The sequence below is a fragment of the Flavobacterium sp. genome (genome assembly GCF_034111225.1).
GTDB lineage: Bacteria > Bacteroidota > Bacteroidia > Flavobacteriales > Flavobacteriaceae > Flavobacterium.
In genome coordinates this window covers 384,806-403,550 of the sequence record NZ_JAWUXR010000011.1, presented here as the reverse complement: position 1 = coordinate 403,550, position 18,745 = coordinate 384,806, and the positions used below count along the sequence as shown (strand labels likewise).

General features: G+C 30.7%; 17 protein-coding genes. 11 read left to right on the top strand and 6 right to left on the bottom strand.

What is annotated here, in order from left to right; genetic code table 11:
* Positions 1–20 precede the first annotated feature (20 nt).
* Both UXY25_RS07140 and UXY25_RS07135 read left to right on the top strand, forming a co-directional pair.
* A complete protein-coding gene (locus UXY25_RS07140) occupies positions 21–821 on the top strand; it encodes a zinc-dependent peptidase (RefSeq protein ID WP_320815316.1) in 801 nt (266 codons plus the stop codon).
* A 93-nt stretch (positions 822–914) separates the two neighbouring features.
* The gene (locus UXY25_RS07135; protein WP_320815315.1) at positions 915–1,334 is read left to right on the top strand and encodes a CBS domain-containing protein; all 420 of its coding nucleotides are present in this window, start codon (positions 915–917) and stop codon (positions 1,332–1,334) included.
* Between the two features lie 32 nt (positions 1,335–1,366).
* Here the strand turns inward: UXY25_RS07135 and rpe are convergent, their stop codons facing one another.
* Together rpe and UXY25_RS07125 are read right to left on the bottom strand one after the other, a co-directional pair.
* Complete coding sequence (gene rpe / locus UXY25_RS07130) at positions 1,367–2,029, bottom strand: ribulose-phosphate 3-epimerase (RefSeq protein WP_320815314.1); 663 nt, start codon at positions 2,027–2,029, stop codon at positions 1,367–1,369.
* Between the two features lie 309 nt (positions 2,030–2,338).
* Positions 2,339–3,202, bottom strand: coding sequence for an RNA polymerase sigma factor RpoD/SigA (locus tag UXY25_RS07125; RefSeq protein WP_264560433.1), 864 nt, complete (start codon positions 3,200–3,202; stop codon positions 2,339–2,341).
* A gap of 188 nt (positions 3,203–3,390) precedes the next feature.
* Between UXY25_RS07125 and UXY25_RS07120 the strand changes: the two genes are divergently transcribed.
* Positions 3,391–4,053, top strand: coding sequence for a hypothetical protein (locus UXY25_RS07120; RefSeq protein ID WP_320815313.1), 663 nt, complete (start codon positions 3,391–3,393; stop codon positions 4,051–4,053).
* A gap of 59 nt (positions 4,054–4,112) precedes the next feature.
* On the opposite strand, the gene UXY25_RS07115 is transcribed toward UXY25_RS07120, so the two are convergent.
* From UXY25_RS07115 to UXY25_RS07100, 4 genes are all read right to left on the bottom strand, one after another.
* Entirely contained in the window at positions 4,113–6,344 is a 2,232-nt protein-coding gene (locus UXY25_RS07115; protein WP_320815312.1) for an amino acid permease, read from the bottom strand.
* 145 nt (positions 6,345–6,489) lie between these two features.
* Positions 6,490–8,643 carry a polyribonucleotide nucleotidyltransferase gene (locus UXY25_RS07110; protein ID WP_320815311.1) on the bottom strand — a complete coding sequence of 718 codons (2,154 nt, stop codon included), beginning with the start codon at positions 8,641–8,643 and terminating at the stop codon, positions 6,490–6,492.
* 145 nt (positions 8,644–8,788) lie between these two features.
* A complete protein-coding gene (rpsO, locus tag UXY25_RS07105; RefSeq protein WP_320815310.1) occupies positions 8,789–9,058 on the bottom strand; it encodes a 30S ribosomal protein S15 in 270 nt (89 codons plus the stop codon).
* Between the two features lie 111 nt (positions 9,059–9,169).
* Positions 9,170–9,622: a GAF domain-containing protein gene (locus UXY25_RS07100; RefSeq protein WP_320815309.1), complete on the bottom strand. Its 453-nt coding sequence runs from the start codon at positions 9,620–9,622 to the stop codon at positions 9,170–9,172.
* Positions 9,623–9,676: 54 nt separating this feature from the next.
* Here UXY25_RS07100 and xrtF point away from each other — a divergent pair, with 54 nt between their 5' ends.
* The 8 genes from xrtF (at position 9,677) to UXY25_RS07060 (ending at position 18,726) form a co-directional block, all read left to right on the top strand.
* A complete protein-coding gene (gene xrtF, locus UXY25_RS07095) occupies positions 9,677–10,246 on the top strand; it encodes an exosortase family protein XrtF (RefSeq protein WP_320815308.1) in 570 nt (189 codons plus the stop codon).
* A complete protein-coding gene (locus UXY25_RS07090) occupies positions 10,227–10,673 on the top strand; it encodes an exosortase F system-associated membrane protein (RefSeq protein ID WP_414601375.1) in 447 nt (148 codons plus the stop codon). The genes xrtF and UXY25_RS07090 overlap by 20 nt, the downstream gene beginning before the upstream one ends.
* 34 nt (positions 10,674–10,707) lie before the next feature.
* On the top strand, positions 10,708–11,115 hold the full coding sequence (locus tag UXY25_RS07085; RefSeq protein WP_320815306.1) for an HYC_CC_PP family protein: 408 nt from the start codon (positions 10,708–10,710) through the stop codon (positions 11,113–11,115).
* Between the two features lie 54 nt (positions 11,116–11,169).
* Positions 11,170–13,413 carry a TonB-dependent receptor gene (locus UXY25_RS07080; protein WP_320815305.1) on the top strand — a complete coding sequence of 748 codons (2,244 nt, stop codon included), beginning with the start codon at positions 11,170–11,172 and terminating at the stop codon, positions 13,411–13,413.
* Positions 13,414–13,434: 21 nt separating this feature from the next.
* Entirely contained in the window at positions 13,435–13,776 is a 342-nt protein-coding gene (locus UXY25_RS07075; protein ID WP_320815304.1) for a heavy-metal-associated domain-containing protein, read from the top strand.
* Between the two features lie 107 nt (positions 13,777–13,883).
* On the top strand, positions 13,884–14,273 hold the full coding sequence (locus tag UXY25_RS07070; RefSeq protein ID WP_320815303.1) for a hypothetical protein: 390 nt from the start codon (positions 13,884–13,886) through the stop codon (positions 14,271–14,273).
* Positions 14,274–14,361: 88 nt separating this feature from the next.
* A complete protein-coding gene (locus tag UXY25_RS07065) occupies positions 14,362–16,851 on the top strand; it encodes a DUF2309 domain-containing protein (protein WP_320815302.1) in 2,490 nt (829 codons plus the stop codon).
* 6 nt (positions 16,852–16,857) lie between these two features.
* Complete coding sequence (locus UXY25_RS07060) at positions 16,858–18,726, top strand: proton-conducting transporter membrane subunit (protein WP_320815301.1); 1,869 nt, start codon at positions 16,858–16,860, stop codon at positions 18,724–18,726.
* The last annotated feature ends 19 nt before the right edge of the window (positions 18,727–18,745 follow it).

Genomic DNA, 18,745 nt, shown 5'->3' with positions numbered 1-18,745 from the left:
TAAATTTTATCTACTCAAAATTGATTTACATTTTACTTTTAATTGGATTTTCGTTCTTTGGTTTCTTTGCATATAATGTAGTTGTAGAACCTATTTATGCATTTGTTTTTCGTAAACCTATGTATGTTCACTTTTATCCCTTCCCAAAGAAACTGTCTCTAAAACAATTGACTATTCTTAATTCTCAATTTGAGTTTTATAAAAAGCTATCTTCTAAAGAAAAACTATATTTTGAACATAGAGTTGCCGTTTTTTTAAAGAAATATCCTTTTTACGGAAAAGAAGGATTAGAAATTACGGAAGAAATTCGTGTGCTTATTACTGCAACAGCAATTATGTTAACATTTGGAATGAGAACGTTTCTTTTTACAATAATTGATAAAATTATAGTTTTTCCAGACGTGTATTATTCAACAATGAATGATAACTATCACAAAGGAGAATTTAACCCAAGAATGAAAGCAATTGTTTTTTCTTGGAAACATTTCATGGAAGGTTATGAAATATCTAATGATAATTTAAATTTAGGTCTTCATGAATTTTCTCATGTATTGCACTTTGAAGGTTTAAAGAAAAATGATACTTCGGCTACAATTTTTTCGGTTACTTATAATGAAATTATGGAGCAAGTAAAACATCCTCCAAACTATAAAAAACTCATAGAATCTGATTACTTCAGGATATATGCTTATACAAATCAATTTGAGTTTATAGCAGTTATACTTGAGCATTTTTTTGAAACACCTATTCAATTTAAATCGGAATTTCCTCAATTATATGAAAAAGTAAAAGTTATGATCAATTTTACTGAAGAAATATAATATACGAATAAAATACTTAGTAATCAATGGGTTATGTTTTTTAGTTTTTGATTTTAATCGGTATCTTTAAGGTAAGAATTAAAAACAAACGTTATGAAACAAAAAGTTCCAGTTTCAACTATAATGACAAAAGAAGTCATAAAGTTAAATGTTACAGATACATTAACTAAAGCTGAAAGTTTATTTAAGAAACACCATATACGTCATATTCCTGTTGTAAATAGTAATAAAATTATAGGAATGTTAAGTTATACTGATTTACTTCGAATATCATTTGCTGATGCAATAGAGGATGATGAAGATGAAGTTGATACTACAGTTTATAATATGTTTTCAGTGGAACAAGTTATGGCCAAAAATTTAACGTCTGTTTCTCCAGATACGACAATTAGAGACGCAGCAAAAATTCTAGCATCACGAGAGTTTCATGCATTACCAGTTGTAGAAGGCAGTTTGTTAGTTGGGATTGTTACAACTACTGATCTAATTAAATATTTAATAGACCAATATTAAGATAAAAAAACTCCCAAGTTGGGAGTTTTTTATTATTGAGTAAGTCTTTTTAAATCGGTTATTGTTTCTGTTGGGTTTTCAGCGCCAAAAACATAGCTTCCAGCGACTAAAACGTCGGCACCAGCATCAACTAATGCTTTTGCATTTTTGTTGGTTACGCCGCCATCTATTTCAATTAATGTAGAGGCATTGTTACGAATAATAATCTCTTTAAGTTGGGCTACTTTTTTATAAGTGTTTTCAATGAATGATTGTCCTCCAAAACCAGGATTAACACTCATGATGCATACTAAGTCAATATCTTTAATAACATCTTCTAGTAAACTCACGTTAGTGTGTGGGTTAATTGCAACTCCTGCTTTCATTCCTTCTGCTTTAATTGCTTGTAAAGAGCGATGTAAATGATTGCAAGCTTCATAGTGAACTGTTAAGATATCAGCGCCTAGTTTTTTAAAAGTCGAAATATACCTGTCAGGATCAACAATCATTAAATGAACATCAATAGTTTTTTTTGCATGTTTTGATATGGCTTGTAAAACAGGCATTCCAAAAGAAATATTTGGAACAAAAACTCCATCCATAATATCAATATGAAACCAGTCAGCTTCACTATTGTTAATCATTTCAATGTCTCGTTGTAAGTTTGCAAAATCTGCTGCTAGAACTGATGGAGCAATTAGTGTGTTTTTACTCATAAGTAGTTACTGTTTTTTTTTTAGAATTCGTGAATCTACGATTTCATTGTGTTGTTGTTTGGCAAAGATAAATATATATTAAAGATTCTGAAACTAGTAAGTAATAAAAAACAAAACCTCGGACTCGAGACTGAAAGTCCAACAGAGCGCAAGCTAAACTCGAGAGCTTTGCTCGAACAGACTGATGTTTTACTTCCCTTAAAAAGTAAAACCTCGGTAATCAGCCGAGGTTTCAATCATCAATCAAAAAACGAACAGTTATTGAAACTGTTGTTATCTTTATAGTGTCACACTGAGCTTGTCGAAGTGTTATCCTAAATATGTTTTTAAAATTTTACTTCTAGAAGTATGTTTTAAACGTCTAATTGCTTTTTCTTTAATTTGACGAACACGCTCACGAGTTAAATCGAAAGTTTCTCCAATTTCTTCTAAAGTCATTGGGTGTTGGTCACTTAAGCCAAAATATAAACGAACTACATCTGCCTCACGAGGAGTTAATGTTTCTAAAGCTCTTTCGATTTCTGTTTGTAATGATTCATGAATTAACTCTCTATCAGGATTTGGAGATTCACCAGAACGTAATACGTCATATAAGTTTGAATCTTCTCCTTCAACTAATGGTGCATCCATTGATAAATGACGACCAGAGTTTTTCATAGATTCTTTAACGTCATTAACAGTCATGTCTAATTCTTTTGCTATTTCTTCAGCAGAAGGAGCACGTTCATTAGATTGCTCAAGTAAAGCAAACATTTTGTTAATCTTATTAATAGAACCAATTTTATTTAATGGTAAACGAACAATACGAGATTGTTCTGCAAGTGCTTGTAGAATAGATTGACGAATCCACCAAACTGCGTATGAAATAAATTTAAATCCACGAGTTTCGTCGAAACGTTGAGCTGCTTTAATTAAACCTAAATTTCCTTCGTTAATTAAATCGGGAAGTGTAAGTCCTTGATTTTGGTATTGTTTTGCTACCGATACAACGAAACGTAAATTAGCTTTTGTTAGTTTTTCTAGTGCTCTTTGATCACCAGCTTTTATACGTTGAGCTAATTCTACTTCTTCGTCAGCGGTAATTAAATCCACCTTTCCAATTTCTTGTAGGTATTTGTCTAGGGAAGCAGTTTCACGGTTAGTTACCTGCTTGGTGATTTTAAGCTGTCTCATTGATTTGCAGTAATTTTAAGTATTCAGGTTGTTATACGTTGGTAGTTACAAAAAAGTTACAAAAAAGTTTGTTTTTTTTAATTTAAACTATCTTATTGTCCATTAGCTGCTTTTATTAGTATTAATATGTATCTTTAAGTGAGATAACATTGTAGTTGCCTAAGTAATCAATAACTAAATTTTTAAAAATGAATTATAAAGTAACAATAAATAATATAACAACTCTAGAAGATATAGAAAACTACTGGACAAATGTTGATTTTGTAAATCTATTAGAGAAGTTTGATTTTCCAGATGCAAATACAATTAAGCCTGAAAATTTACAAGAAATGTTGTTTATGGCAATTCAAGATTTTGAGCCAAATGAAGCAGCTAATGTTGTACTAACATATAAATTGTCAGAGGTTCTTAATGAAGGACAAATAGACCAAGTTTCTAATGATATGCTTTTAGATAAAGTGTCTGAAGAATATCCAGATATTACTTTGCATTCAATCCTTTATAGTATTAATCAATTATTGTTTAAAGCATATAATGGTAAGTTTTTGAATACAAAAGCATCTAAATTAAGTTTAGATATTGTTCCAACTTCAGAAACAGATTTAGAAATGAATAAAGAAATTGCTTTAAAACTATTAACTAATGGTTTAACAGAAAGAAGTTTGATTAAAAGACTTTTTGCTGAACAGTTAGCAAGTGATGAGGTTTTTGAAGAAGCAAATGGTATTGTTTGGTATCTAAATAATATGGAAGGTAATTCTTATGAATTAATTACTTCAGAATATTGGTTGGATAGAGAAGATATTGCTGCTTCAGAATTTGAAGGTAAATATGAAGTAATTGAAGAATAACTTAGTTTTATATTTTAATTAAAAAAGGCTCTGATAATTCAGAGCCTTTTTGTTTTTAATTATTTAATTTGTTTACCACTTTGAGTATTTACAAATAGAACATTTCCTATTTTGTTGTAGTTGTTAAACAATTCAATTCCTTTTGTTTTGATTGAGCTTTCATGGAAACCAAGAATAGTTAAATCGGCAAGTTTTGAAGTTTCATTAATTAGTTCAACTTTGTCAGTTGTGTCTTCAATTGGAATTACAATGATATTGTTAGGAGAAATTGGTAATCTTCCTGTTGTTGTTAACTCTATTAAATAAGCTTTTTCGCTTTCTAAATTAGCTTTGTCAACACCAGCAAATATCTTTATTTCTGCTCCTTTCCAGTCTGGGTGACCTAATATGATATAAGATAAAAGAATCATTAAGTTTGCGTTTTCAAAATCCTCTTTCTTTATCCAAACATGAATTTCATTTTTGTAACCAAAATTTCTGTCAGAAGTTCCAAGAATACAAAGATCATATTTTGCACTTTGAATTAAACTGTAATTGTCTACAACGTCTTCTAGCCATTCTGTAGTCCCTTTTTTATATTCAAAAAGCATCATGTTATTGTTATGACCTGAAATTCCGGGTTGTTGAATAGCTTGAACAATTGCAGCTGTGTTTGAAGGCGAAATGATAGTTTCTAAAAACACATTTGACTTAGTGGTATTTGCAGTTTTAATTAACTTTTCAAGTTTCTGATCTGCTAACTCTTTAGAATGTTTAGAGAAATAATCTTTTTCATAATGAATATAAGTTCCAAAACCATATCTATACGATATCCATTTCATCATTTCTAGAGCTGATAAGCGTTCGAAACTATCTTTCGATAAGCATAAAACAGCTGGTCTCCAGTAATCTGCATCTGCTTCTTTATCTGTTTTTTGAAGGAAAACCTGTAAGTTTCTACTAAATTGATGGATAACGCCTTGGAATATATTAGCCATTCCTTTTTTATTAGTGTTACTATAAGTAATGTAGAAATAAATTGCCATCATCAATAAAATTGAAGCTACTGCGTAAAGTGCATTTATTTTAAACATTAAGTAAATACACAAAACAGCTCCCATTAATGATAAGTACCATTTAGATTTAAAAGAAGGTCTATATGCTGGATCAGCTGCAAAATGTTGCATGAAAGAAATTAAACATAGTGAGCCATAAGTTACCATAAAGAACATCGAAATAACTTCAGCTACAGCATTTACGTCTCCCATCATCACAAAAACAATTGCAATAACAGCAGTTATTATTGTAGCGTTTCTTGGTTCGTTATTTTTTGCCGTTCCTTTAGATACAAAATCATTTACTTTCTGGTTTGGTATTACATTATCACTACCTATAGCTTGTAAAGTTCTTGGAGCTACCATAAATGAACCTAATGCTGAAGAAATTGTTGCTGCAGCTAGCCCTAATGGGATAATTGGCCCCCAATATGCAATTTTACTCATTACTAATTGGTCGTTAACCAAATCATCTGGTGAGGCAGAATATGCTAGTTTTAAAGCAATAAATACATATATAACCATTCCAATTACGGTTGCAGCTAATGTTCCCATAGGAATAGATTTTTTAGGATCTTTTAAGTCTCCTGAAAGTCCAACTCCAGCGGTCATACCTGTAAATGCAGGAAAAATAATTGCAAAGACGAAGAAGAAACCGTTTTTAGAATCTACGTTACTAAATAATAATGAACTATCATAAGTTGCTGCGTAGTCAGTAGTTCCAAAGAAAAACATAATTAAGGAAACAAATAAGATTGCAACTACTACATAAAGTGCTTTCATTCCTAAATCGGCACCTTTTGTAACCATAAGACCTATTAATAATAAAAGAGCAGGTACGCTAAATAGTCTGTTGTCGTAAATTTCATAACCAAATTCAGATAATACCCATGGTTTTATTGCTTCGAATGATTCGGCAAATGCAATGATGTAAAAGGCAACACTAATAGCTTGTGATAAGTATAGTGCAAGCCCAATAGACGCTCCAATATTAACTCCAAATGATCGAGAAATGATAAAATATTCTCCTCCACCTTCAACTTTTTGATTGGTTGCAATTTCTGCTAAGGCCATTGCTGTTGGAATAGTAACAAGATGACCAACTAATATAATAAGAAGTGTTCCTAAAAAACCAACTTCACCTACAGCATATCCAAAACGCAAGAACATTACTGCTCCTAATATTGTTGAAATAGCTGTTAAGAAAACAGGTAAAGTACCAAAGTTGGCTTTAAAATTTTGTAATTTATTTTCCATGAAATAATGTTTTTTTTAGGCGCCTTTTTTGCCTAAAGTCACAAGTGCAAGTATAACGAATTTTTATTAAAATTAAATTAAAAATAAAAGTCCCATTTCAAATTAATGAAATGGGACTTTATATGAACTAATATTGTAATATAAATTACTCTTTTTTCTCAATTACTCTCTCTTCTCTAGGAGGTCTAGGTAAAAGTGCTTTTCTTGATACTTTTTCTTTTCTAGTTTTTGGATCCATACCTAAGTATTTTACTTGGAAGGTATCTCCCATGTTCACAACATCAGTAACATTTTCTGTGCGTTCCCATGCAAGCTCAGATACGTGAAGTAATACTTCATTTCCTGGAGCTTCTAGATATTCTACTACCGCACCAAAATCAAGCATTTTGATTACTTTCACATCATATGCTTCATTCATTTGTGGTTTGAAAGTGATTGACTTAATTTTAGCCAATACTGCTTCAATTCCAGCAGGATCAGTTCCTAAGATTTCAATAACACCTTCTTCGGTAAGTGGGTCTTCATTGATAACAATTGTACATCCAGTAGTTTTTTGTAATTCTTGAATTACTTTTCCTCCAGGTCCAATTAATGCTCCAATAAATGCATTAGGAATTCTTCTTGTAATGATTTTAGGTGCGTAAGTTTTAACATCTGCTTTAGGTAAAGCTAAAGTTTCTATTAATTTACCAAGAATATGTAAACGTCCATCACGAGCTTGCGCCAATGCTGCTTCCATAATCTCATATTTTAACCCGTCAATTTTAATGTCCATTTGACAAGCTGTAATTCCTTCAGAAGTTCCAGTTACTTTAAAGTCCATATCTCCTAAGTGATCTTCATCACCAAGAATATCAGACAATACAGCATAACGATCTCCATCTGTAATTAACCCCATTGCAATACCAGAAACAGGACGAATCATTTGAATACCAGCATCCATTAATGATAATGTTCCAGCACAAACAGTTGCCATTGAAGAAGAACCGTTAGATTCTAATACTTCAGAAACAACACGAATTGTATAAGGACAATCAGTAGGAATCATATTTTTTAATGCTCTTTGAGCTAGATTTCCATGTCCAACTTCTCTTCTAGAAGTTCCTCTTAAAGGACGAGCTTCTCCAGTTGAAAAAGGAGGGAAGTTATAATGCAAATAGAATTTTTCTTCTCCTTGTTGTGAAGGTGAATCAATTTGGTTTGCTTCTCTAGAAGTTCCTAAAGTTGCAGTTGCCAATGCTTGAGTTTCTCCACGTGTAAATAATGCAGAACCATGTACAGATGGTAAATAATCTACTTCACACCAGATATCTCTAATTTCTGTAGTTTTTCTTCCGTCTAAACGAGTTCCTAAATCTAAAGTTACGTTACGAACAGCTTCTTTGTTGGTTTTTTTGAAGTATTTAGAAACTAAATCTCCATCTACTGCCAACTCTTCTTCTGTGAATAATGCTTTAACTTCCTCTTTAACTTCGTCAAATGCAGCAGTGCGTTCTTGTTTTGAAGAACCTTTGCTAGCAATAGCGTAGATTTTATCGTAAGATGCTGCTTTTACTTTAGCGTAAATAGCTTCGTCTTCTCTTTCTCCTTCGTAAGTACGAACTTCTTTTTTTCCAAAAGCAGCTTGTAAACGTAGTTGAGCAGAAATTTGATTTTTAATATGTTTGTGAGCAAATTTAATTGCTTCAAGCATTTCTGCTTCTGAAATTTCTTTCATTTCACCTTCTACCATTGCGATAGAATCCATAGAAGCTCCAATCATCATGTCAATGTCAGATAAATCTAATTGTGCACGGCTTGGATTGATGATGAATTTTCCGTCGATACGACCAACTCTAGCTTCAGATATTAATGTTTCAAATGGAATGTCAGATAAAGCAAGTGCTGCCGAAGCTGCTAATCCTGCTAATGCATCTGGCATAACGTCATCATCATAAGACATTAATTGAATCATAACTTGCACTTCTGCATGGTAGTCATCTGGGAAAAGTGGACGTAAAACACGGTCAACTAATCTCATTGTTAATACTTCGCTATCACTTGGACGTGCTTCTCTTTTAAAAAAACCTCCAGGAAAACGACCTGCGGCTGCAAATTTCTCACGATAATCTACCGTTAATGGTAAAAAATCAATACCAGGACTTGCTTTTCTTGATGAAACTACTGTTCCTAAAATTACAGTGTTACCCGTTCTAATTACTACAGAGCCATCAGCTTGTTTAGCTAGACGTCCTGTCTCGATTGTGATGTTTCTGCCATCACCTAAATCGATGTTTTCTACAAATAATTGTGGAATCATAAATTTTCCCTTTTTAATTTTACATTGGTTTGTCTGCCTGTCGACAGTCTAGTTGTGTTGTTGTAGTTGTTGTGTTCCAATGAAAAACCAAACTTTTTTTAATATAAAATGTAAAATAAAAGGGGCACAAAGCCCCTCATATTTATTATTTTCTGATGTTTAATTCTTTGATTATCGCACGATATCTCAAAATGTCTTTCTTAATTAAGTAATCAAGAAGACTTCTTCTTTTTCCTACTAAAAGTACTAACGAACGCTCAGTGTTGTAATCATGACGATTTCTTTTCAAGTGCTCAGTTAAATGAGAAATTCTGTGTGTGAATAATGCGATTTGCCCTTCTGCAGAGCCAGTGTTTGTTGCGTTTCCTCCGTGTTTAGTGAAGATTTCAGCTTTTACTTCTTTATTTAAGTACATGCTAATATTATTTTAAATGATTATTATGTATGAATTGTGTTTTACAATTCGGATGCAAATATAGTAATAATTATAAAATATAAAATATAAAATATAAATTATTTTTTATGCTTAGAATAATTTCGCAACTTCTTGGTTTATAGATTGTAGCAAAATTTCATCGGCTTCAGTAAAAGGGTTAATTACATGAGAGTCAATGTCTATTTGACCTATGTTTACTCCGTTTACAAATAAAGGAACTACGATTTCTGACTTCACCGTGAAGCTACAAGCAATATAATTATCTTGTGCAGACACATCTGGCACTACAAAATTTTCATTTGAAACAGCAACTTGTCCGCAAATTCCTTTTCCAAATGGGATAACAGTATGATCAGTTTCTGCTCCTACATATGGTCCAAGGTGTAATGTTTTAGCTTCATGATTGGCAAAATAAAAACCAACCCAATTATAATAATCTATGCTTTCGTTTAATAATTTGCAAATATTTAATAATTTTTCATCTCTTGTAGAGTCGCTATTAACGATATCTTTTACAGATTGTAATATTGCTGCTGAATTCATTTTAATTTTTTTTTACAAAAGTATTTAATCTATAGTTTAAAAAAATACATATTTTTGTTAAAAATAGTAGAATTGAAATCTTTATTGTTACAACATAAACTTTTTTTTATATTTCTTATTAAGTTTTTACTGTTTTATGCAGTTTTTACTTTCATCTATAAGCAATATTTAAATCAATATAATCCTTTGTTAAATGAAGTAGATTCTATTTCAACTCTTGTAGCGCACAATACAAATGATCTTTTACTTTTTTTTAATCAGGATAGTAAACTCGTAGCTCATGAATTTGAACCTTCTATAAAAATATTTTACAAAGGCAAATATGTTTCTCGAATAATTGAAGGTTGTAATGCAGTGAGTGTAATTATTTTATTTGCAGCTTTTATTTTTGCTTTCTCGAGTAATATAAAAAGAACTTTCTTATATATTAGTCTAGGTATTATTTTAATTTATATCTTAAACATTATAAGAATAGCACTTTTAACGTATTCGTTATATTACTATCCACAATATGAAGAATTATTACACGGAACAATATTTCCATTATTTATTTATGGAGTGGTTTTCTTATTATGGGTGGGATGGGTTTTGAAATTTTCAGGAAATAACAAGAGTAATGTTTAAAAATAAATTAAGTACATTTTTAATTATAATAGCTTTTCTTTTATTAGCTTCTATTAGGGCTTTTGAATCTGAAATTTTCTATGATCCTTTTATCTCTTTTTATAAATCAGAATACTTTCATAAATCATTGCCTGATTTTGATTCAACTAAACTATTATTGAATCTTATATTTAGATTTACTTTGAATTCTTTGCTTTCAATATTTATCATTTATAAGTTGTTTTCGGAGAAAGCTACTGCTAAATTAGTAGCTTATTTGTATTTATTTATCGGTTTAACTTTAGTAATAATTTTTTATTTATACTTAAATTCTACAAAACCTGATTACATGATTCTTTTTTATATAAGAAGGTTTTTAATTCAGCCTGTATTTTTGGTTTTGTTTATTCCTGCATTTTTTTATCAAAAGAAATTAACGAATCGATAACAAGTTTTTATGCAAATAGTTATACATTTGCACTATGCAATTTAGAAAAACTAATATCTTATTTTTAGCAACCTTAATCCTGTTTTCAAACTTAGGATTAGCTATTAATGTGCATTATTGTAAAGATAAAATCGCAGGGATCTCTTTTACTACTCAAATAGAAGAGATTTGTATAAAAGATGAGAAGTCTTGTTGTAAAGTTGAAAAAACACATGATAATTGTTGTTCAAATAAAGTAATAAAGGCTCAAGAGAAAAATGATACTTTTTTATCAGATTATTCTAAAATTGATTTTCACTCACTTTACTTCGTTCATAATACTTCATTATCTTTAAGCAAGAATAATGTTTTTGTTTCCAAAAAAGAAATCGTTTCTTTTTATTGTGATTCAAATGCGCCAACTTTTTATAAATTATATTGCCAACTAGTTTTATACGCTTAATTTAATGTTTTAACTCCGATTCAATCGAAAACAAAAACATTAAATTAAATACTCATGTATAAAAAAATAGCATTATTGCTACTCTTTATTTCGTCATCATTATTCGCTCAAAACTCAGAAATTAAAGGAACAATTTTAGATGAAGATAATATCCCATTAATGGGTGCAAATGTCTTTTGGCAAGGAACTTCTATTGGAACAACTTCTGATGAAAATGGAAAGTTTACACTAAAAAAATCACCAGATACAAATAGCTTGTTGGTAAGTTATATTGGATTTAAAACTCAAAAAATTGAAGTTACAGCTTCTACTTCATTAGTAATAAAATTAGTTGCATTAACTAATTTAAATGAAGTTACAGTTTCTAAAACGGTAAAGAGTACTACAAATTCATATACATCATCTATTAATGTTCAAAAAATGGGACAAAAAGAGTTGCTGAAAGCGGCTTGTTGTAATTTGTCGGAAAGTTTTTCAACTAATCCATCAATTGATGTTAATTTTTCAGATGCGGTAACGGGAAACAAACAAATTAAAATGTTAGGGTTAACAAGTCCATATATTTTAATTGCAGAAGAAAATATACCTTCTGTTCGTGGAGCATCACAAGCTTATGGTTTGTCATTTGTGCCAGGAACTTGGGTAGAGAGTATTCAAATTACCAAAGGAGCTGGAAGTGTAATTAATGGTTATGAAAGTATTTCGGGTCAAATTAATTATGAAATTTTAAAACCAGCAAACGATATTCCGTTTTTTGTAAATGCCTACGGCTCAACCGAAGGGCGTTACGAATTGAATACGCATTTCAATCATAAATATTCAGATAAGTTAAGTTCTACTTTATTTGTTCACGGAAATACTAGAAATTCTAAAAATGACATGAATGACGATGGTTTCTTAGATGGACCAATAGGAAAACAAGTTAATATACTAAATCGTTGGCAGTATAACGATGCTGAAAAAGGAATTGTAAGTTTCTTGAATGTGCGTTATATGAAAGACGACAAACAATCAGGTCAAGTAAATTTTAACCCCGAAACAGACAAGCTAACTACAAATGCTTGGGGAAGTGAAATTAATACCGAGAGAATTGAAATTTCTAATAAAACAGGTTATGTTTTTCCAGATATGCCTTACCAAAGTATTGGTTTTCAAAACTCATTTCAATCACACAAACAAGACTCTTATTTTGGATTAAACCAGTATAATATTCATCAAAAAAGTTACTACTCAAACTTATTATTCAATTCTATAATTAGTAATACAAAAAACAAATTTACAACTGGAGTTAATTTTACCTATGATGCATATGATGAATATGTAGCTTTAAATTTCACGAAAGATTTTTCAAGAATTGATAATTCAGTTGGAGTATTTTTCGAGTATACTTACGATAATCTTGATGACTTTAGTTTAGTTGCTGGTGTAAGAGCTGATAATCATAACAGATTAGGAGCTTTTATAACACCTCGTTTGCATATTAGATATAATCCTTGGGAAAATGCTGTAATTAGAGCTTCAGCGGGAAGAGGTAAAAGGGCAGCTAATATTTTTGCCGAAAATCAAAATTTATTTGCTTCATCTCGTAGTTTTTCAATCTTAAATACTGATGGAAAATTATACGGATTAAACCCTGAAATTGCTTGGAATTACGGACTAAGCTTTAGTCAGACCTTCAAAGTGTTTGGTAAAGATTCTGAAATTGCTTTAGATTATTATGTAACCGATTTCCAAAATCAAGCAGTTGTAGATATAGACTTTAGCCCACAGCAAGTTGTATTTTCTAACTTAAATGGAAAAAGCTTTGCAAAATCTTTTCAAGCTGAATTTAGTATAGAACCTATTAAGCATTTAAATATTAAATCGGCTTATAAGTATTACGATGTAGAAACGCAATTTGCCACAGGACAAATGCAAAGAGCTTTACAGGCTAAACATCGTTTTTTTACTAATGTAGCTTTTGAAACACATATTAAAGACAAAGGACAACAATGGAAATTTGATGTTACTTATAACTGGCTTGGAAAACAGAGATTGCCAAATACAGCGAGCAATTTGCCTCAATATAGATTAGATGAGTACGCTCCTTCGTTTGCAGTGTTTAATGCTCAAATTACAAGGACTTTCTCAAGTACGTTTGAAGTTTATTTAGGAGGTGAAAACATTGGAAACTATAAACAAGATAATGCTATTGTAAGCGCAGACAATCCTTTTGGTGGGTATTTTGACAGCAGCATGATTTATGGCCCAGTTTTTGGACAAATGTATTACGCAGGATTACGTTTTAAAATTAAATAACAATAATAAAATTAAATAAATATGAAAAAAATAATTTTAGTAATGTTGATTTCATTAGTTGGAATTACAACACAAGCACAGGAGAAAAAGAGTAAAAATAAATCAGTTGAGTTTTTAGTTGGTGGAAATTGCGGTATGTGTGAAAAAAGAATTGAAAAAGCAGCTTTTTCTGTAAAAGGAGTTAAAAGTGCTAATTGGAATGAAGATCATAAAGACATACACTTGATAATTGACGAAACAAAATGCACTGTTGAAGATGTACAGAAAGCCATTGCAGGCGTAGGACACGATGCTGGAAAAATTAAAGCATCAGATGAGGTTTATGAAGATTTGCATGGATGTTGCAAGTATGAAAGACTATAGATTAACGAGCCCTCAATTTATTTGAGGGCTTTTTTATTAAATTATTAGTTAAAAAATATATTTTGTATTTAAATTAAATATACATTTGTTCAAAATTTGAAACAGTTTTGAGTTACCCAAACTATACATTAAAAAAAACTATTTTTACACTTCCATTACTGGCAATTTTATTGTTGGTTACTTCTGGTTTTGCAAAAATAAATGTAGAGCAAAATTCGTTTCTAGATGAAGTTTTCTTTCATCAAGAAGATCATCATCATAAAAATTTAAATGTCTGTAATTTCACAAGTCTTGATGAGGTTGAAATTATTTTTTCTGAAATAGAAGCTGAGCTTGAATTTGAGCTAAAATGGGGACCTATTCCAACTATTTATTCGAATTTTTTAGAATCAGTTTTAGAAAAAGAAAGACACTTTTTATTTCTTCACCAATTTAAAACCAATCAGAAGGTACCGCTTTATGATTTGTTTTGTAATTGGAAATTACACCTTTCTTAATACATAATCGAATGTTTTTTCGAATACTTATTTGTGTTTTCAAAACATAAATAAATCACCTATGTATTAATTTTATTTCATTTACACAATGAATAATTCTCACTCAAGTTTTGATGTACAACATGTTCTTCATCACTTAAAACATTATTTACCTGCACAAAACCCGTTGAAAGACTTTGTGCATCACAATACATTGCATGCTTTCCAAGACAAACACTTTTTTGAAGCATTGCATCAAGCATCACAAGTATTTGGGTATAAAACTTATTTATCTATAGAGGTTTTTAGAAAGCGCTTCCATAAAAAAGAAATAAATTCTGAAATCTTGAATCAAATAATCGTTAAAAATAAAGGAAACGAAAATTTAGATTTATGGCTAGATAAAATGCTTAATACTCTATATGATGAATCTATAAATCCAAGAATTGGAAGTCTTCGTTCTAATTGGAAAGAACAATACTCTGTAAATTTAGATAAATCAACTCATAGTACTTTGTTTAGAGTGCTTTGTGGTTATTTAGATCAAGGTATTGCTATTTGGTCTTTTCCAATTCATGATAAAGGTTTTTTGACTTCTATTCGAGAATTAGAACAGACGAGTTTTTCTGGTTTTTTTAGCTCTAAAAGAGCAAAAAAATTACTAGAAGAAAAAGCATCAATTTCAGATCTTTTAAAAGTTGTAGTCGGAGATGAACGTTTTTACGAAACGTATATTTTTGATCAACAATTTTCACATCCAGGTTGGAGTGGAATGGTTGCTACTTTAGAGAGTAACCCAACATCTCTTTTAGATAAAAAATCAATTACTTTAGAAGAGCTGATTATTTTTGAATTACTTCTTGAAATTGATGCGTTAGATAAAAAATTTGGCGAAAATTGGGCTCCATTAGCAAGTAGAATTACATCTGAACCTCAAGATTTATTTAGATTAGTTGCGGCTGATGAACATTTTGAAGTGTTGTCATTGTGGCAGCAGGCTTTTGAGTGGTCTTTATATGATCAGGTTTTAGCAACGGTAAAGCAACATAAGCCTACTAACGAAAAAGTTACGCCAAGTTTTCAAGCATTCTTTTGTATGGATGATAGAGAATGTTCTTTTAGAAGACACATTGAACATTTAGATAAGAATGCTGTGACTTTTGGAACAGCTGCCTTTTTTAATTTTGAATTTTTCTATCAGCCAGTTGATGGTAAGTTTTTTACAAAACTTTGCCCAGCTCCAATGACGCCTACTTTTTTAGTAAAAGAAGAACATAGAAAGAAAAAACACGCTAAAGATTTACATTATCATAAGCGTTCACATTCTTTATTTTTTGGGTGGATAATTTCTCAAACGTTAGGTTTTTCAGCTGCTTTAAAATTGTTTTTAAATATTTTTCAGCCAAGAATGACACCTGCCACAAGTGCTTCTTTTAAACACTTAAATAAAAAGTCAAAATTACATATCGAAAATAAAGACGTTAATGATAGAGTTGATAATTTACAAGTTGGTTTTACAGTTGAAGAAATGGCCAATAGAGTGGAAGGTTTATTAAAAAGTAATGGTTTAGTCAATGATTTTGCTTCAATTGTATATTTAGTAGGTCATGGTGCCACAAGTGTTAATAACACGCATTATGCGGGTTATGATTGTGGTGCATGTTGTGGTAGACCAAGTTCGGTAAACGCAACAGTTGCTTGTTTTGCTATTAATCATCCTGAGGTTAGAAAAATTTTAGTGGAAAGAGGAATTTCAATTCCAAATGAAACGCAATTTTTACCAGGTTTACACGATACTACTCGTGATGAAATTACTTTTTATCAAGAAGATACACTGTCAGAAAACAATAAAATGTTACACCAACAAAATGTTATTCTATTTGAAGAAGCATTGTTGAATAATGCTAAAGAACGTTCTAGGAGATTCGATACGGTAGACTCTACTCAATCACTTAAAAAAGTACATGAAAGTATTAAAAGACGCTCTGTTTCATTGTTTGAGCCACGTCCAGAATTAAATCATGCTACTAATGCAATGTGTATTGTGGGAAGAAGAAGCTTGTCTAAACATATGTTTTTAGACAGACGTTCATTCATGAACTCTTATGACTATACTGTTGATCCGTCAGGAGATTATTTATCTGGAATTTTAAATGCAGTTGCTCCTGTGGGTGGCGGTATTAATCTAGAATATTATTTCTCAAGAGTTGACAATCAAAAATTAGGTGCAGGAAGCAAATTGCCTCATAATGTTATGGGATTAATTGGTGTTGCAAATGGTATTGATGGCGATTTACGCCCAGGTTTACCTAGCCAAATGATTGAAGTACATGATCCTCTTCGTTTATTGGTAATTGTAGAACACTTCCCTGAAAAGGTAAAATACGCTATAACCAAAAGTCCAGCGACTTACGAATGGTTTATTAACGAATGGGTGAAACTTGTTGTAGTGCACCCGGAAACTTTAGATTTATACCATTTTCAAGCTGGAGATTTTGAAATTTACACACCAGTTCAACAAGAAATCGTTAGCGTAACTGATGAATTAAAATTAGCTGAAGAAACTATTGATAACCTTCCAATTGGAATTTTAAATTAAGGTAAGATGAACGAGTTATTAATATTTTTTATAGCACTACCTTTAGTAGGTTTTATCATAAGTTTACTCTTGCCAGAAAAAAAAGAAGCTTTAATTTCTTGGGTAGCATTTGGAACTGTTTTTATACAATTGATTGCTTTAATTGTATTTATTGTTTTTTGGCTGATTGACGGTGCAAAACATTTAAACTTAAATGAAGGTACACTTCTAAAAACAGAGCATTACGAGTTTTTTATTGATTTTTATTTTGATAAAATTTCAGCAGTATATTTATTCATTGGAGCACTTTTAACTTCAATGATTACAACGTATAGCCGTTATTATTTACACAGAGAAAAAGGATACAAACGTTTTTTTAATACCGTTTTGTTCTTCTTTTTCGGATATAATTTAGCAATATTATCTGGAAATTTTGAAACACTTTTCATTGGTTGGGAAATCATCGGAATTTCATCTTTCTTGTTAATTGCTTTTTATAGAGAACGTTATTTGCCAGTTAAAAATGCATTTAAAGTATTTTCAATTTATAGAATTGGTGATATTGGAATGATCTTAGCCATGTGGGCAAGTCATCATTTATTTCATGAAAACATCACTTTTATGAAGATGAATAATTTCGAATTGGTTAACGAGCATTTACAAAATCATACGTTAATAGGAACTTTTATTGCACTTTCACTAGCATTAGCTGCAGCTGCAAAATCAGCTCAAATCCCATTTTCTTCTTGGCTACCAAGAGCTATGGAAGGACCAACGCCTTCAAGCGCTATCTTCTATGGTTCACTTTCTGTTCATTTAGGAGTTTTCTTAATGTTGCGAACTTTTCCTTTTTGGGAACATCAAACTTCAATGCGAATTGCCATTGGTTTAATGGGTTTAACAACAAGTGTCATGGCTGCTTATATGGCTAAAGTGCAATCTTCTGTTAAAAGCCAGGTTGCATATAGTTCTATTTCTCAAATTGGATTAATTTTTATTGAAGTCGCTCTTGGTTTTGAAACATTAGCCTTGTTTCATTTTGCCGGAAATGCTTTTTTAAGAACGTATCAATTATTGGTTTCTCCATCTGTGGTGAGTTACATGATTCGCGAACAATTTTACAATTTTCAACCAAAGGAAAGAGGGATTAAAAATACATTGCCAAAACGTTTAGAATATGCTTTATATATATTGAGTTTAAAAGAGTTTAAATTAGAGCAATTCATGAATTTAGTACTTTGGAAACCTTTAAAAACTTTAGGTAAATCTTTAGATTTTTTAAACATCAGAAAGTTATTTGTAATTTTTATACCTACTTATCTTTTAGGAGTTATCTTTTATGAATTTAATGATATAGTGCCTGTCCAAATTATTAATATTTTACCTGAACTATTTGCTTTTATTGGTTTGTTATTTGTGTTTAAAGCTTTTTCAGAAAGAAATAGTCCTTTTATTGCATGGATTCTAATTGTCTTAAATCACTTTTGGATTGCATTAGCAATAGTATTTAATGAAAAAGTAGATTACTCAGAATTAGTAGTCTATTTATCAGGAATTGTTGTTGCTGGTGTTGTGGGTTATTTTGCATTACTTCGACTGAAAAAAATGGAAGCAAATGTGAACTTAAACCAATATTTAGGACATGTGTATGAACATCCTAAGTTTGCATTCTTCTTCTTATTAGCTGCTTTAGGAGTTACAGGATTTCCAATTACAACCACTTTCATAGGTGAGGATTTAATATTTAGTCACGTAGAAAGTAATCAGATAGTATTAGCCTTTTTTATAGCCTCAAGTTTTATAGTATCTGGAATTGCAGGAATTCGAATATACACTCGATTATTTCTTGGTCCACATATAAAAACATATCATGAATTGCCTTATAAATCTTCTTAATAGAACTTAAAAAAATCAA

What these genes read in the sequence shown, in the direction of transcription:
- UXY25_RS07060 (WP_320815301.1), top strand. Translation starts at nt 16,858, where the DNA reads ATGAACGAGTTATTAATATTTTTTATAGCACTACCTTTAGTAGGTTTT.
- UXY25_RS07080 (WP_320815305.1), top strand. Translation starts at nt 11,170, where the DNA reads ATGTATAAAAAAATAGCATTATTGCTACTCTTTATTTCGTCATCATTA.
- UXY25_RS07120 (WP_320815313.1), top strand. Translation starts at nt 3,391, where the DNA reads ATGAATTATAAAGTAACAATAAATAATATAACAACTCTAGAAGATATA.
- UXY25_RS07065 (WP_320815302.1), top strand. Translation starts at nt 14,362, where the DNA reads ATGAATAATTCTCACTCAAGTTTTGATGTACAACATGTTCTTCATCAC.
- UXY25_RS07135 (WP_320815315.1), top strand. Translation starts at nt 915, where the DNA reads ATGAAACAAAAAGTTCCAGTTTCAACTATAATGACAAAAGAAGTCATA.
- UXY25_RS07110 (WP_320815311.1), bottom strand. Translation starts at nt 8,643, where the DNA reads ATGATTCCACAATTATTTGTAGAAAACATCGATTTAGGTGATGGCAGA.
- UXY25_RS07085 (WP_320815306.1), top strand. Translation starts at nt 10,708, where the DNA reads ATGCAATTTAGAAAAACTAATATCTTATTTTTAGCAACCTTAATCCTG.
- UXY25_RS07075 (WP_320815304.1), top strand. Translation starts at nt 13,435, where the DNA reads ATGAAAAAAATAATTTTAGTAATGTTGATTTCATTAGTTGGAATTACA.
- rpsO (WP_320815310.1), bottom strand. Translation starts at nt 9,058, where the DNA reads ATGTACTTAAATAAAGAAGTAAAAGCTGAAATCTTCACTAAACACGGA.
- UXY25_RS07115 (WP_320815312.1), bottom strand. Translation starts at nt 6,344, where the DNA reads ATGGAAAATAAATTACAAAATTTTAAAGCCAACTTTGGTACTTTACCT.
- UXY25_RS07100 (WP_320815309.1), bottom strand. Translation starts at nt 9,622, where the DNA reads ATGAATTCAGCAGCAATATTACAATCTGTAAAAGATATCGTTAATAGC.
- UXY25_RS07125 (WP_264560433.1), bottom strand. Translation starts at nt 3,202, where the DNA reads ATGAGACAGCTTAAAATCACCAAGCAGGTAACTAACCGTGAAACTGCT.
- rpe (WP_320815314.1), bottom strand. Translation starts at nt 2,029, where the DNA reads ATGAGTAAAAACACACTAATTGCTCCATCAGTTCTAGCAGCAGATTTT.